The organism is Streptomyces sp. NPDC026062, from assembly GCF_055568375.1.
The window spans coordinates 49,745-64,427 of sequence record NZ_JBVHOQ010000018.1 but is presented as its reverse complement, the minus strand read 5'-3'; the positions used below and the strand labels follow the sequence as shown (position 1 = coordinate 64,427).

Sequence of the window (14,683 nt, the reverse complement as noted above, 5' to 3'; positions counted from 1 at the left end):
TGACAAAATCCCCGAGACCTGTAGCGGCAGAGCTTGACGTCAGATCCCGAGCCATTTCGGCAACGCCGAGTGCCGCCTCGGCCCGCTGGTCGGCGGGGGAGCTCACCGTGCGCCGGGAAAGCATGTGAATAGCACCTGAACAAGCTTCATCGCATCGTTGACTCGGTCACCGGCGAATCTCTACAGTTCGTCGAGCGGCGCACGTTCTGGGGGGAAGCAACGTGGAACAGAACGTGCCCGGAGCCGACGGAGAGACCGGAAGACCCGGGGTCGTCTTCGGTATCCTCGGCCCCCTTCAGGCGAGCGTCGGTTCCACTCCGCTGAAGCTCGGCGGAGCACGCCAGCGCATCGTGCTCGCCGCCCTCCTGCTCAACGCCAACCAGGTCGTGAGCTCCGAGCGGCTGATCAGCTTCGTGTACGGAGAGACCCCGCCGGCGACAGCACGCGCCCAGCTCCAGATAAGCGTCTCGGGACTGCGGCGCCTGTTCGGTGCGCACGGCGTCGAGAACGTCATCAGCACGCATCCCCATGGCTACATGGTCCACGCGGACGAGGGAACCCTCGACGCGCTGCGCTTCGACGCGCTCGTGGCGACAGCGCGCACGCTGCACGAGGAAGGGCACAGGGAGGAGGCGGCGACCGCGTACCGCGAGGCGCTCGGACTGTGGCGCGGAGCCCCCCTCGAAGGCATTCCCGGCGAGCTGGTCGAGTCCTGCGCGGGCCCGCTCGTCGAGCAGCGCATCACCGCCACCGAGGAACACATCCGGCTCGGACTCGCACTCGGCCGGCACCTGGCGTTCGTCGGTGAACTCTTCCGGCTGGTCGCGCAGTGGCCGCTGCGCGAGCGACTGCGCGGCCTGCTCATGCTGGCCCTCTACCGCTCCGGACGCCAGGCGGAGGCGCTCAACGTCTACCGCGAGACCCGCAGACTCATGCTCGAAGAACTGGGCGTGGAACCCGACATCCGGTTGCGGCAGCTCGAACACTCCATCCTGGTCACGGACCCCCGGCTCGACCTCCCGGACAGCCATGCCACGACGGCGCCCGGCGGTGCGCAGGCCGATCCCGACGTACCGGAGATGCTGCCCGCCGCCGTCGCCGACTTCTCGGGACGGGAGCGCCTGGTCGCCGACGTCCGCGAACTGCTGGTGTCGTACCGCGGCAGGTCCGCCCTGGCGGTGCCCATCGTGACGCTCGTCGGCAAGCCGGGGGTCGGCAAGACCGCCATGGCCGTTCACCTGGGCCATGAGGTCGCCTCGGACTTCCCCGACGGCCGGCTCTTCGCGGAGCTGCGCGGCGGAGGATCCGCTCCGGTGTCACCCGCCCAGGTGCTCGAACGTTTCCTGCGTGCCCTCGGAGTCAAGGGCACGGCGATTCCCGAGGACGTGGAGGAGCGGGCCGAGATGTACCGCGCCCTCCTGGCGAAGCGGCGGGTGCTGGTCGTTCTCGACAATGTCGTCGAGGAGAGCCAGATCAGACTGCTGCTGCCCGGCAAGCCCTCCTGCGCGGTCATCATCACCAGCCGGGGCCACACCGGCGGCCTCGCCGGAGCGGTACGGGTGGACGTACCGACCTTCGCGCCGAAGGACTCCGCCTACTTCCTCGGCCGCATCCTCGGCGCGCAGCGCGTCACGGGCGAGCAGGAAGCCACGAGGACCCTCGCCGACCTGTGCGGGCACCTCCCGCTGGCCCTGCGCATCGCCGGGGCCCGCCTGGCCGCCCGGCCCCACTGGGCGGTCGCCGAACTGGTGGAGCGCCTGGAGGACGAGACCCGCCGGCTGGACGAGCTCGACTACGCCGATGTCGGCATCCGGGCCGGGCTCTCCCTCACCTACGACAGCCTGAGCGAGGACACCCGGCGCCTGTTCAGGCTGCTGGCGATTCTGGAGGACGGACCCTTCTCCCTCTGGGCCGCCATGGCGCTCCTCGGCCTTCCCGAGCCGGCGGTGCACGATCTGGTCAATGAACTGACGGACGCGCAGCTGCTGGACACCGTCGGGGCCGGCACCGGACACCACCGGCAGTACCGGCTCCACAGTCTCATCCGGCTCTTCGCCCGGGAGCGGCTGGCCACCGAGGAGACCACGGAAGCCCGCGAGTCCGCTGTCCGCCGGGTGCTCGGCTGCCTGCTCTTCCTGCTGACGAAGGCGCGGGACCGCGAGTACGGCCAGGACATACTGATCAGAGGCCGTGAGGTGTACCTGTACCCCCTGCCCGACACCCTGGTGGACCGGATCCTCGACGAGCCCCTCCAATGGTTCGCCCGAGAGCGCTCCTCGCTGCTCACCCATGTCCGGCAGGCCGCCATGATGGGGCTCAGCGCGCACTGCTGGGGGCTCGCCGTCACCGCGGTGACGTTCATGGAGACCCAGGTGTGCCTCGACGACTGGCGCGACACCAGCGAGACGGCGCTCGCGGCGAGCCGCCGGGCGGGCGACCGCCTGGGTGAGGCGGCGACGCTCCACTCGCTCGGTTCGCTCGCCGTGACCAAGCAGGACTTCGCCCGCGCCGAGGCCCACCTGTTGCAGTCCGCCGCGGTCTTCGAGGAGATCGGCGAACGGCTCGGGGGCGCCCTCGCCACCCGCGGACTGGGCTATCTGGCCCGGATCCGCGGCCGTCACGACGAGGCCGCCGACCACTACGAGACGGCGCTCGCGGTCTTCCGGCAGGGCGGGGGATCCGTCGCCGTGGCCTATGTACTGCACAACCTCGCGCAGTTGCGGCTGGACAGCGGTGACGAGGCCGGGGCCGGCCCGCTCCTGAGTGAGGCGCTGCGGCTGAGCCGGGAGGGCAGCGGCCGACGGGTCGAGGCCCAGGTGCTGCACCGCCTGGGCCAGACGCATCTGGACCGCGGTGACTGCGAGGCCGCTCTGGAGGCGTTCGAGCAGGTGCTGGAGATCGTCCTCCTCATCGGTGACCACACCGGTGAGGTCTACGCGCTCCACGGCATCGGTTCGGCCCTGCTGATGGCCGGGGAGCCGGAGAGGGCCGCCAAGACCCTGCACCGCGCCCTCGCGCGGGCGGAGGGCAACGGCGAGCGGCTGATCACCGGCCGGGTTCTGGTGGCACTCGGGAAGCTGGCGCTCGCCACGCGTCACGCCGGGGACGCGGTCCGCCATCTGCGCCGGGCGCTGTCGTTGTTCGGGTCGGTGGATGTCCCCGCCGAACAGGCCGAGGCGCTGATCGTCCTGCACGCCGCCCTGCGGACCGTCGGGGACCCCGAGGCGGCGCGGGAGTGCCTGGCCGATGCACGGGCCCGTGTGCGGGCCATGCCCCCGCGGTCCACCGGAGCGCTCCGGGCCCGGCTGGACGCACTGGCGGAACCGCGCGTGCTAGGTGAAGGCCACGACGTAGTGGTGCAGGGAGAGGTGTAGGACCACCCGGCACCGTGCCTGATCGCCGAAGACCCGGAATGTGGTGACGACTTCCGGACAGGTGGGGATCGTGCCGAGTCCGTTGAAATACCGGTCGACGTCGAACACCAGCCGGTAGAGGCCCTGGCTGTCGCCGTGGCCCTCCCAGTCGTCGATCCGGCCGAACTCGTCCGTCGTGCACTCGGCGAGATGAACCCAGTCCTTGGCGACGAGCATCCCCAGTCTCACGCACAGACCGGCGGCACCACGGCCATGGACGCTCTCCAGTGCTTCCAAGGACAGGCTCACCATGATCAACTCTCTGCTCGTACCGTGCGGATCCGGAATCCTCCGTGGGCAGGGCAGAGCACCAGCACACTCGGCGCTGCGACGTTCACTTTGCCCGGCACCATTTTCTTGCCGGGCTTCCGTCGCCGGACACGAGAATCAGGCAGATTCTCGTGGCGGCAACGAAACTTGGCGCGATTAGCGCCTCCCGGCCGTAGGGGAAAGGGGAATGACGGCGTGGGTGGAGTTCCGGCGCCACAATGGCCTGCACCGGAACTCCGGCGGGACCCGAATCGGTAATCCTCACCTCTCCCGCGTGACCGGACCGGCCGGTTCCGAGCGCCCGGCGGTGCGAGGGAGCCGACAGGGCGCCGAAGCGGGGCCGGGACGGGACGCCCGGTCCTCCGGGGCCGGGCCCCCGGGGCCGGGACGGGACGCCCGGTCCTCCGGGGCCGGGCCCCCGGGGCCGGGACGGGACGCCCGGTCCGTCAGGGCCGGGCAGCCGCCGCGGCACTCACCCGGTCCGCCCCCGCGCGTTCCAGTTCGCGCAGCAGCGGCAGCACCCGGGTGTAGAAGATCCGCATCTCGTCGCGCGTCGGCCAGCCGGAGAAGATGAACTCGCTGATCCCGGCCGCCTTGTACTCGTACAGGTACGCCGCGACCTCCTCGTAGCTGCCCACCACGCACAGGGCCGGTCCGCCGCGATAGGCCACGGCACCGGAGTAGAGCATGGGGGAGAGCCAGTCGGATTCGGCGGCCCCGGCCAGTTGGAAGGAGGTCGCCACCGCCACGGAGTCGGAGGCGGCCACGGCGTCGGCGATCCGGCTGCGGTGCTCCTCGTCGGGGTCGCGCATGAGAGCGGCGAGGTCCGCCAGCGCTTCCGCCCGGGTCTCCCTCGCCAGCACGTGCATACGGGTCCCCACCCGGCGGCCCTGCGCCAGCACGGGCTTGGCCGCGGCGGCCATCCCCTCGGGGGTGTCGCCGTAGCGCAGCCAGCAGTCACCGTGCTCCACGGCGGTCTGCTGGGCCACCTCGGAGGCCCCGCTGATGTAGATCTCGGGACGGCCTCCGCCCTTGTACCCCAGGCCGATGTGCGCGTTCTCGATGCGGTGGTGGCTGCCGTCGTAGGACAGCGGGGTCTCGCCGCGCCAGAACCGGTGGAGGATGTCCAGGAACTCGTTCGAGCGTGCGTAGCGCTCGTCGTGGGCGAGGAAGTCTCCGTAGCCCGCCTGCTCGGCCGGGGAGGTGCCGGCGACCATGTTGAGGGATATCCGCCCGTCGGACATCCAGGAGATCGTGTTCACCACCTGGGCGAAGAGTGTCGGCGAGAGCAGTCCGGGACGGTAGGCGAGAAGGAACTTGACGCGTTCGGTCTCGCGCACCAGCGCGCCGAGCACGGGGAGCGGATCCGGCATGTGGGCGCCGATCCCCATGAGGAGCGAGTCGACGCCCAGGCTGTCCGCCTCCTGCGCGAACTCGACGATCTGGTCGAGGTCGAACTGTCCGGTCCCGTACTTTCCCGATGCTTTCTGCTGCCCGCTGAGCGGCGAGTTCCAGTGAACTCTCAGCTCGCCCGTGTCCGGCTCCGGCCGGGGTGTCAAGCCATTGACGACCACGTTCCCACCTTCCGATCGATCGAATTCCGACTTTCCTGCTCCGTCAGGACCCGTGCGACTCCTGCGAGTTCGAGACGCGGGCCCGGTCCCGCCGTGGCGGTGATGGTGGCGCGGCCGCCCAGGGCGTCGCCCATGTCGACGGCGATCCGCTGAATGCCCCGGCCGGACAGGTGTGCGGCGAGAGCGGCTGTGCCGTTCGCGTTGGCGGTGTCCTCGCCGACGCCGATCGAAGGGGCGAACATCCGCGCCGCGAGCGCGCCCTGCGGCGAAGGCGGCGAGTGGACATAGGCGCCGAGCAGTCCGAACCGGTCGCAGACCGCCCGCAGCCGCTCCAGGTCGGGGCGCAGCGCGGCGAGAACGGTCCGGCTGTGAACCGGTACCAGCATGCGTGCGCTGCCGACGCCCGCGATCCGGACATCCGGCCCGGCTTCGTCCGGCGCGAGTCCGAGGGCCTCCAGTACGAGGGTCCGCTCCCCCGCGACCGGTTCACGCGAGGAGACGGGCCCGGGGTCGAAGGCGGCGGTGATCAGATCGCCGTCGCGCTCGGCACGCCCGTCGAAGACGCGCCCCGCGGCCCGCAGGGTCGCCCGGTACGGCGCGGCGCCGTCGTGCCGGGCCGCGAGGAGTGCGAGGGCGGCGATCGTGCCGTGCCCGCAGGCGCGCAGTTCCCCTTGCGCGGTGAAGAAACGCAGGTCGGTGACTTCACCGGCCCGACGTACGAACACGGCGTGCGAGGTGCCCCAGGCTGCGGGGATCCGGCGCCGCTCGTCGTCGCCCGGCACCGGGCCGTCCACGCCGTTGTCCGCGTTGTTCCCGTTGTCCGCGCCGTTCGCAACGTCCGCGCCGTTCACGCCGTTCGCGCCGTTCCCGATGTCCGCGCCGTCCGTGTCGTCCGTGTCGTTCTCCAGGACGACGGCCGTGGGGCTGCCGCCCGCCCCGCCGCGCAAGCAGGCGTGGACGAGCGTCACCCTCGGGCTGCTCACGGGGTGCTCACTTCGCCTCCTCCGTGGTGGCGTACCCGGTGCTCGCCGCGGCCTCGGTGTCGAGGGCACCCTCCTGGAGCTGGAAGAGCGAGCCGAAGGGGCGCTCGGCGAGCGGGAGACGCCATGCGCCGGCCTCTACGCGAGCCGTGTCCGACACGGAGCCGCGCAGCAGCCGCACTCCGGCCTCGTTGTGGCCGGCGTGCGCCCCGAAGTGGATCGGGAAGGCGTCGGCCGCGCGGTAGGCCGGCAGGAAGGCCCGGCGGTAGCGGTCGGAGCGGTTCTCGGACGAGTAGTGCAGGAGCAGGCAGTGGATGAAGACCACGCTGCCGGCCGGCGCCTCAAGGGGCACGGCGAGCGCCGGGTCGGGAGCGTTGGCGCCGCTCACCTTGCCCCGGAAGTGGCCGTCGACGTAGTGGTCGGCAAGGCCCTGCCGGTGGGATCCGGGGATGACCTGGAGGGCGGAGTTCTCGGTGGTGGTGTCGTCGAGGTAGAGGAGCGCCGTCACCAGGTCGGTGTTGGTGTGGGGGTAGTAGGAGAAGTCCTGGTGCCAGTCCACGACGCTGCCCACCTGCGGTGCCTTGAGGTGGAGCTTGCTGTAGTGGAAGAGGATGTCGGGGCCGATGAGCGCCTCGACGTGGTCGAGCAGCGCCGGGTGGGCGGCGGCGCTCTCGAACGCGGAGTGCTGCTTGGTGGGCGACCAGATCCGGCGGGCCATGCCGTTGTCGCCCGGCTCCACCTCGGCGACGGAGCCGATGTCGGGGACGGCCAGGATCTCCGTGATGGCGGTGCCTAGTTCGGCGACCTCGTTCGCGTCGAACAGACGCTCCGCGACGGCGAAGCCGTTCTCCTGGTACTCCTTGACGAACGAATCGCTGACAACTGCGGACATGCGGGTTTCCTCCCTGCTGGGCGGCAAGAGTGCGGACGGACGGGGCGGGGGCCGCCCGGCGAGGCCCCCGGGCCGCCCCCGCGGTGGTGCGGAGGCGGCCGGCCGGCCCCGCCGAGGGGCCCCACGCTCACGGGTCAGACGGCGACGGGGGTGTCCTGGTGCTTGGAGACGGTGTCCGCGTAGATCTCCCGGAAGAACAGCGCGAGGATCTCCTGGACGTCGTCGATGTACTTGAGGACCTGCCGGAAGTCGTCCTCGCTGAAGATCAGCTGGTGGAGGATGTCCCACATCTCCTGCGAGTGGTCCTCGGTGGAGTCGACGTGCAGGTGGGCGGCCTGCCCCTTGACGCTCTCCTTGCCGAGCCGGGTCTGGAGGTTCTCCACGATGGCCGGCTGGAGCTTGATCTGGGTGTACTCCACCAGGTAGTTGGAGACGACCGGGGCGAGGTACGACTCGTGCTCCAGCGCGTAGTAGAAGAAGCCCTCAAGCAGGCGGGTGGAGAGGTAGGGCTCGGTGGCGACGATCTCCTCCTCGGTGACACCGGCGGCCGCGGCGTCACTGATGTACAGCTTGTCGTGGAGCATCTCGTCGGCCTGGTACTGCGCGTAGTCACGGGCGGCCCTGGGCGCGACCTGGGCCATCTTGTAGATGGCCTTCGACTGGCTGACCCGGGACAGGCGGATCCGCCACACGTGCTCGATGAGGGTGCGGCGGTAGTACGCCTGGTGGAGCTCCGGCTCACTCAGGTGGGACGCGAAGGGGACGGTGTTCTTCCATTCCACCATCTTCTTATCCAGGTACGCGTCGAGCTCGGCCTTCTTCAGCCGGCTCTGCGCCTCGTTGTAGAACGGCTTCGGGTGCTGGATCCCGGTGTTCTGCACGCGGTTCATGCGTTCTCCTTCACAAGAGGTCCAGCGGAGGGCGTTCCTCGCTGGGGGTCGCACAGGGGTCGGAGTGGATCGGTCGCCGGTCGCCGGTCGCTCCGGGCGGCCGGACGGTCGCTTCGAGCGGTCGCCCGGAAACGGGGCCCGGAGCGGCGGCCCACGTCCCGCGGGTGGTCCGGCCGGCGGCACGGTCAGCGGTAGCGGACGTGGAAGTGCTCGGTGGCGTGACTGTCGAGGAAGGCGGTCTCGCCGGCGAGGTCGTCGGCCGCCACGTCCCACAGGGCGTCCATCAGACAGATCCCCCGGTCGGACGAGGCGAGTTCGGTTCCCTCGGCGACGTGGACGCGCAGGATCCGGGGCGGACGGTCGGGCGGATCGAAGCGGATCGCGTCGACCGTGCGCCCCTTCTCCCCGTACTTGCTGAGGAACACGGTCGCCCGGTCGGCCGCGCCGGTGCCGAGGGCCGGGAACTGGGAGGCGCCGGTGAGCCGGTCGTGGAAGGCGTCCCGCTCGCTCTCGGGCAGCAGCAGGGACTCGGTCCACAGGTCGAGGAGGGAGAGCCCGGTGACGGTCCGGACGCTCTCGTTGATGAGGCTGCCGCCCATCCGGGGGTTGATCTCGATGATCTCCCAGCGCTTCCGCGACTCCCAGTACTTGGCCTCGATGTGAAAGGCGCCCGCGGTCAGTCCGAGCTCCGCCAGCGCGGTGAGGCACCGGGTGACGTGCTCGGCTCCCTCCCGTACGAGTTCACGCCCCAGGCTGACGGGCGGGCAGACCGACATCCCCTCCAGGGTGGTCCGCTCCAGGCGCTCCACACGCGCCTTCTCGTGGACGCACAGGTGGTGGATCCTGCCGTCGAGGACGAAGGTCTCGAAGCTGAACTCCGGCCCGTCGACGTACTCCTCGGCCAGGAAGTCGTAACGGTCCATGAAGATCGCCTTCATGGACGCGTCGGCGCGCATCTGCTGCTGGATCGCGGGCAGGTCGGCCAGGTCGTCGATCTTGTCGAGCACGAACGTCGCGAACGACGAGGCACCGCGCACCGGCTTGACGAACCACCGCTTGTCCGGGTCGAGTTCGGGGATCGCCCCGGGAGCGAGCCGGTGGACGGAGACCTCGCTCAGTCCCGCGTCGAAGAGGTGACTCCGCAGGGCGTACTTGTCGAGGCACAGACGCAGCGCGGACTCCGTGCAGTCGCGTGCGCCGAGCCGCTGGTTGAGGTCGGCCATCAGGAGGCGGTAGCCCTCGAAGGAGGCGAGGGCGGCCTCGACCCGGTAGCCGCGGCCGGCGAGTTCACGCAGGGCCTTGTCGACATCGCCGGAGCCCAGTTCGGTCTCCTCGGTGACCACGTAGTCCGACAGATGGCGGGCGCTCTCCTCCAGCACCGAGGGCGTCCTCGGCCGGGAGCTGAGGGCGACCAGGTCGAGGCCGAGCCCGGCGGTGGCCCTGGCGATCTCCTCCGTGTAGGACTTGCCTTGGTGCATGAGGAGCAGGATCGCTCTCTTCATCGGTGCATCTCCTCACAGTCTCTCGGTCGGACTTCAGCGCCGCGGGCTCTGGCCGCTGCCGGCGCTCTCGCGCTGGTACGCGCTCAGTACGTCCACGAGCCGGGCGGAGCCGCCCTCGCGGATCGGGTCGACGACGGGCAGTCCGGTCTCGTCCTCCAGCTTCTCGGCCTCGCGGCGGTAGTCCTCCTCGGTGAAGCCGGCGCTGTTCACGCTGACGGCGGCGACCTTGGCGGGCCTCAGGAAGCCGGTGAGCTCCTCGTTCATGCGTATGAGGTCGGGGATCGGGGCGATGGGCGTCTCCCAGACCTTGGTGCGCTGGGCGCCCAGGCGGTGGCAGAAGACCAGGGCATGGGGCAGGGAGCCGTGCAGGATCGCGAGGGAGACGCCGCTGAACCCGATGTGGTTGAGGGATCCCTGGCCCTCGACGACGACCCACTCGTTGCCGACGGCGGCATCCAGGACGATCTGCTCGGCGGCGCCGGCCATGAAGTCACCGGCCACCCCGTCGATCGCGATGCCGTGCCCGGAGATCAGCATGCCGCTCTGGCCCGTGGCGGCGAAGCCGGTGGGGATGCCCCGGCGGTTGGCCTCGTTCCAGACCTGGAGGGCGGCGGTCTTCTTGCCGATGTTGGCGTCGCTGCCGCAGGTGTGGATGACCCAGGTGTCCAGCTCCAGGACACGGCCCTTGTTGAGCGGCACGGTCGGGGCGTCCTTGGTCTCCCAGACCGTGATGCCCTTCTCCCGTACGGCGCGGGCGATGTCCGGGTCGTCGGCGAGCCGGTAGTGGATGGAGTTGATCAGGTGGAGGCCGTGCTGGATGGCACCGAGGATGTGCGGCTTCCAGCCGGACGGAAGCTCGACGGAGTGCAGCCCCTTACCGATGATCATGACTTCCGGATGCAGGTGCAGGGCCTGCTCGACGCGGCTGACGATCGGGATGTCGCCCCCGTAGCCGAGGACGTCCTGAACGGTCTGGCCGGCCCTGCGGCTGTCGATCACGGCGACGCAGCTGTCCGCGCGGTAACGGATCAGCGAAGCGGCGATCTTGCTCGTGAAGAGTCCGAAGCACCCCTCGGCGAACAGCACGAAGTTCTTCTCGGCCAGCTTCGCATGGCTCTGATCCACGTCTTCCTCCAAGGACTCGACGGTTCGGTTGCCGATGGCACGGGATGGGCCGCTCGTTCCACGCGCGGATGGTCCGCTCCTTCCACGCGCGGATGATCGGCTCGTTCCACGCGCGGATGGACCACTCGCTCTACGCGACGGGCTCGGCCGTGAGGCGGTACTGCGCCCGTGCCTGGCGCACCGCCCCTTCGATCTGTTCCTGGGTGCCGCCCCGGAACAAGAAGCGGCCACCCTGCAACGTCGCGTAGGAGCCGGGACGAGAGACCAGGACCTCACCTGGACTGGGCACCAGTTCCCGGTACACATAGGGGACTTCACCCAGCAGCGAGCCGGCCTGGGTGATCTTCTGGGGCAGCGGCCTGGGACCCGGGACGATCAGCCAGCCGCCGCTCTCCTCCGGACCGGCGGCCCGCGGCCGTACCGCACGGCCGAGCAGCACGTCCACCCACAGCCGGAAGAGATTCACACCGTGCACGTCGTGGATGACATAGGACACATCGGCTCCCGGCACCCGGGCGCCGACCTCCAGGAACACCAACTCCTGGCCGGTGTCGAAGAGTTCGAGGTGGAAGGCAGAACTGCGCAGGCCCAGCGCCTTGAGACAGCGCACGGCGAAGTCCTCGCAGCGCGCGCGCACCGCGGGATCGGTCTGGAAGACGGAGCCGAGGGGTTCGCCCAGGACCTCGAAGTCCAGGCAGCTGGAGACGTAGCGCGAGGTGCACACGAACAGCGGCTCGCCCTCGTCGTCCAGAACACCGTCGACGTGCAGGATCTCGCCCCGCACGAACTCCTCGATCTCGAAGTCGCGCAGACTCCGCTCGGCGCACAGCGCCCGCAGTGCCTCCGTCGAGGCGATCTCGCGCACACCCTGGCTGGACGCGCCCCGCACCGGCTTGACGATCACGGGGTAGCCGAACTCCTCGGCGGCCTCGACGATCTGTTCCTCGGTACCGCAGGACGCCCATCGCGGCACCCGCAGACCGGCCCGCGACAGCACCTCCTTCATGACGGACTTGTCGCGGACCCGGGAGATCTGTTCGCTGCCGGCCCCCGGGATGCCGTACCGCTCGCGCAGGGTCGCCGCGAGGTCGAGGAGCATCTCGGAGAAGGCGATGACATGGTCGAACGGGCCCTGTTCGGCCACGACGTCGTCGAGCTGCTTGAGGACGCCCTCCACATCGTCGAAGTCAGCGACGACATGGACGCGTTCGGCACCGGCGGGCACCGCGCTGCGGCCGCCCTCGTCACAGACATAGGTGACCCGGTCCTCCGCCGAGAAGACGACCTCGGGAGCGGCCAGACGGTTCTCCCAGCGCCGCTCGTCCTCGTACAGGGGCCAGCGGTTCAGGAACAGGATGGCGCCGGACATGGATATCGTCCTCACGGTTCGCGGTTCACGAAAGCAGGAAAACGCCCGGCCCGGGACGGCCGGCCGACAGCTGCGCCGGACCCCCGGAGAGGCCGGGGAACAGGCCGGGACCGGAATTCCGGGCGCAGCCGTCGAGGTGTCGTTCGCGCTGTCTCAGCCTCGCACGGGACCGGCCCGGCCAGAATAGGACCTACGTCCCAGCCCCCTTCTCCTCAAGGGCCGTCCCGTACCGGACAACTCCCCTGGGCAGATGGGCCTATTGCGTGCCCAGGGCCCGGGACACAGAATCCCTATCGCGCCCCCTCCGCCGGCAGAGGGCCGCGAATGCCGCCGGTGCCACGCGCAGCGGGTACACGGCCCTGCGGCGGAGCTTCGAAACCGGACTGATATCTCGCAGGACAGGTGGTGCGGTCATGACGGAAGTGGCACAGACGGTACGACGGGCGAGCGCCGAGGACTTCCGGGCGGCGATGGCCCGGTTCGCGTCCGGGGTCGTGGTGGTGACGACCCTGGACGCGGACGGGGAGTCGCGCGGCTTCACCGCGAGCTCCTTCTGCTCGGTGTCCCTGCACCCGCCGCTGATCCTGGTCTGTCTGGCGAACTCGGCCGAATCCTTCGAGGCCTTCACCTCCTGCGAATCCTTCGCGGTGAGCGTGCTGGGCAGTGAACACGACGCGGTGGCCACGCGGTTCGCGACCAGGGGCGCGGACAAGTTCGCCTCGGGCGGCCTGTCGCTCACGCCCGGCGGGCTTCCGTCCGTCGCCGGCGCGCTCGCCGAACTGGACTGCGAGGTGTACGCCCGCCACCAGGCCGGGGACCACATGATCCTGGTGGGGCAGGTGTCCGGGGCCCGTCCGGGTCAGGACGCGGCTCCACCCATGGTCCATTACGAGCGGTCCTTCCGTTCCCTGGCCTGAGCAAAGGGCCGGGATGCCGGAAATGCCATGGGCAGATGGACCTATTGCCCGCGCGCCGCCCGGACCGGAGAATTCCTATCGAGCCTCCCCCCGCTCATGGAGAACTGCGGCGTACATCAAGAGGCTTTCCCCGAACCGCCGGCCCGGCACCGAATCGCCAAGCAGTGAGACGCACTTTTCTCACTCCGCGGAATCGCCGGCACGGACGGCAGATACACATCGCATGCAGATGCATTCAGACCGCGAATCATGGGAAACAGGAGATACGAGGATGCTGCTGAGAGTTGATCCGGTCGATTCCTTTTCCGGGACGTTCCGCGTTCCCTCTTCGAAACCGGAAACACAACGGGCTATTCTGACGAGCACGTTGGCCGAGGGCACGTCACGCATCTACAACGACCTCCGTTGCGACGAGACGGAGACCATGAAGAACGCCTGCCGTGCCTTCGGTGCGCAGATCACCGAGCACGACGGGTACCTGGAGATCCAGGGCATCGGCGGGTCGTTCCCCGCGGTCGGACGCGTCATCCAGTCACGCGGCTCGGGCCTGGTGTTCCGGGTCGCGACCGCGCTGGCGTCCGTACAGCCGTCGCCCGGCGTGGTGTCGGGGGGCGCGCCCCCGGGCAACCGGGGGGTGGGGCCCCAGCTGGGGGGCCAGCGCGGACTGGGGGCGGGCAACGTGGCGATCGTCAGCGAGAACAAGGCACCGGTCGTCAACTGGGCGCGCGGTCTGCGGGGCGGCACCTGCCACCTGCCGGGCGACATCAGCTCGCAGTTCATCACCGCCATCCTGTTCGTGGCCCCGCTGGCCCAGGGCCCGGTGGAGATCGAGGTGACGGGCGAGGTCTACTCCCAGTCGTACATCCGCCAGACGCTGGCGAGCCTGACGGAGGCGGGAATCAAGGTCACCGCGTCGGAGGACATGCGTCACTACTGGGTGGAGCCCTCCACCTACCAGGCCCAGGACGTCACGATCCACGAGGACTACACCTCTGCCTCGTACCTGCTGGCCGCGGCCGCGCTCTTCCCGGGCCGGACCGTGCTGACCAACGTGTACGGCGACAGCATGCAGGGCGAGTTCGCGATCGTCCCCATCCTGGAGAAGCTCGGGGTGACCATCACCTTCGACCGGGCCACCTCGTCGCTGACCGTCGACAACCCGCCCGGCAGCCTCGTCGGCGACTTCGAGGTGGACGTCCGCGACTGCCCCAACATCGTGCCCACGCTGGCCGGCCTCGGGGCGTACGTACAGGGCAGCCTGCGGCTGACCGGCGGCCGGCTCACGCGCTTCCACAAGGCCTCCCGCATCGAGGCCATGGCCGCCGAGCTGACCCGCGCGGGTGTGGACATCGAGGTCCTGTACGACGAAGGGATCTGCGACGGCTTCGAGGTCCGGGGCGCGCAGACCTACCCCGGTGGGGTGACGCTGTCCAGCTGGGGCGACCACCGCATCTTCATGTCGCTCTTCGTCGCCGGCCTGCGGATGCAGTTCCCCAACCACTTCTCGGGCTACGAGGACGTCAAGCTGTCCTTCCCCACGTTCATGGAGGAGTTCGCCGCCGCGGGCGTACGCACCATGGCCGTCGAGAAGGTGCAGGCCCCGGCCGAGGCCATCGGCTGACCTCTGTCACGGCGTGGGGGGGGGGGGGGGGCCCGCCGGGGGGCCCCCCCCCCCCCCCCGGGGGGGGGGGGGGGCCCCCCCGCCCCCCCCCCCCGCCCGCCCCCCGGCCCCCCCCCCCCCGCCCCCCCCC

At 70.2% G+C, this 14,683-nt stretch carries 11 protein-coding genes; 3 read left to right on the top strand and 8 right to left on the bottom strand.

Annotated features, from left to right (window positions below; translation table 11 throughout):
* Positions 1-221: 221 nt before the first annotated feature.
* The gene (locus ACZ4LX_RS18325) at positions 222-3,374 is read left to right on the top strand and encodes an AfsR/SARP family transcriptional regulator (RefSeq protein WP_467645459.1); all 3,153 of its coding nucleotides are present in this window, start codon (positions 222-224) and stop codon (positions 3,372-3,374) included.
* Here ACZ4LX_RS18325 and ACZ4LX_RS18320 read toward each other — a convergent pair.
* The 8 genes from ACZ4LX_RS18320 to ACZ4LX_RS18285 form a co-directional block, all read right to left on the bottom strand.
* Positions 3,333-3,665 carry a hydroxyisourate hydrolase gene (locus tag ACZ4LX_RS18320; RefSeq protein ID WP_467645461.1) on the bottom strand — a complete coding sequence of 111 codons (333 nt, stop codon included), beginning with the start codon at positions 3,663-3,665 and terminating at the stop codon, positions 3,333-3,335. The genes ACZ4LX_RS18325 and ACZ4LX_RS18320 overlap by 42 nt on opposite strands.
* 464 nt (positions 3,666-4,129) lie before the next feature.
* Entirely contained in the window at positions 4,130-5,257 is a 1,128-nt protein-coding gene (locus ACZ4LX_RS18315; RefSeq protein WP_467645464.1) for an LLM class flavin-dependent oxidoreductase, read from the bottom strand.
* Positions 5,239-6,240, bottom strand: a complete 1,002-nt coding sequence (locus ACZ4LX_RS18310; RefSeq protein WP_467645466.1) for a PhzF family phenazine biosynthesis protein — start codon at positions 6,238-6,240, stop codon at positions 5,239-5,241. Before ACZ4LX_RS18310 ends, ACZ4LX_RS18315 begins: the two co-directional genes overlap by 19 nt.
* 7 nt (positions 6,241-6,247) lie before the next feature.
* On the bottom strand, positions 6,248-7,129 hold the full coding sequence (locus ACZ4LX_RS18305; protein ID WP_467645471.1) for a phytanoyl-CoA dioxygenase family protein: 882 nt from the start codon (positions 7,127-7,129) through the stop codon (positions 6,248-6,250).
* 134 nt (positions 7,130-7,263) lie between these two features.
* Complete coding sequence (locus ACZ4LX_RS18300) at positions 7,264-8,019, bottom strand: iron-containing redox enzyme family protein (RefSeq protein ID WP_467645472.1); 756 nt, start codon at positions 8,017-8,019, stop codon at positions 7,264-7,266.
* Positions 8,020-8,204: 185 nt separating this feature from the next.
* Positions 8,205-9,521, bottom strand: coding sequence for an ATP-grasp domain-containing protein (locus ACZ4LX_RS18295; protein ID WP_467645475.1), 1,317 nt, complete (start codon positions 9,519-9,521; stop codon positions 8,205-8,207).
* 33 nt (positions 9,522-9,554) lie between these two features.
* Positions 9,555-10,646, bottom strand: a complete 1,092-nt coding sequence (locus tag ACZ4LX_RS18290; RefSeq protein WP_467645479.1) for a DUF1611 domain-containing protein — start codon at positions 10,644-10,646, stop codon at positions 9,555-9,557.
* A gap of 130 nt (positions 10,647-10,776) precedes the next feature.
* On the bottom strand, positions 10,777-12,015 hold the full coding sequence (locus tag ACZ4LX_RS18285; RefSeq protein WP_467645483.1) for an ATP-grasp domain-containing protein: 1,239 nt from the start codon (positions 12,013-12,015) through the stop codon (positions 10,777-10,779).
* 413 nt (positions 12,016-12,428) lie between these two features.
* On the opposite strand from ACZ4LX_RS18285, the gene ACZ4LX_RS18280 reads away from it, so the two are divergent.
* Positions 12,429-12,932 (top strand): flavin reductase family protein, encoded by a 504-nt coding sequence (locus ACZ4LX_RS18280; RefSeq protein WP_467645487.1) that lies wholly within the window; start codon positions 12,429-12,431, stop codon positions 12,930-12,932.
* A gap of 13 nt (positions 12,933-12,945) precedes the next feature.
* Positions 12,946-14,553: a hypothetical protein gene (locus tag ACZ4LX_RS18275; RefSeq protein ID WP_467721223.1), complete on the top strand. Its 1,608-nt coding sequence runs from the start codon at positions 12,946-12,948 to the stop codon at positions 14,551-14,553.
* The last annotated feature ends 130 nt before the right edge of the window (positions 14,554-14,683 follow it).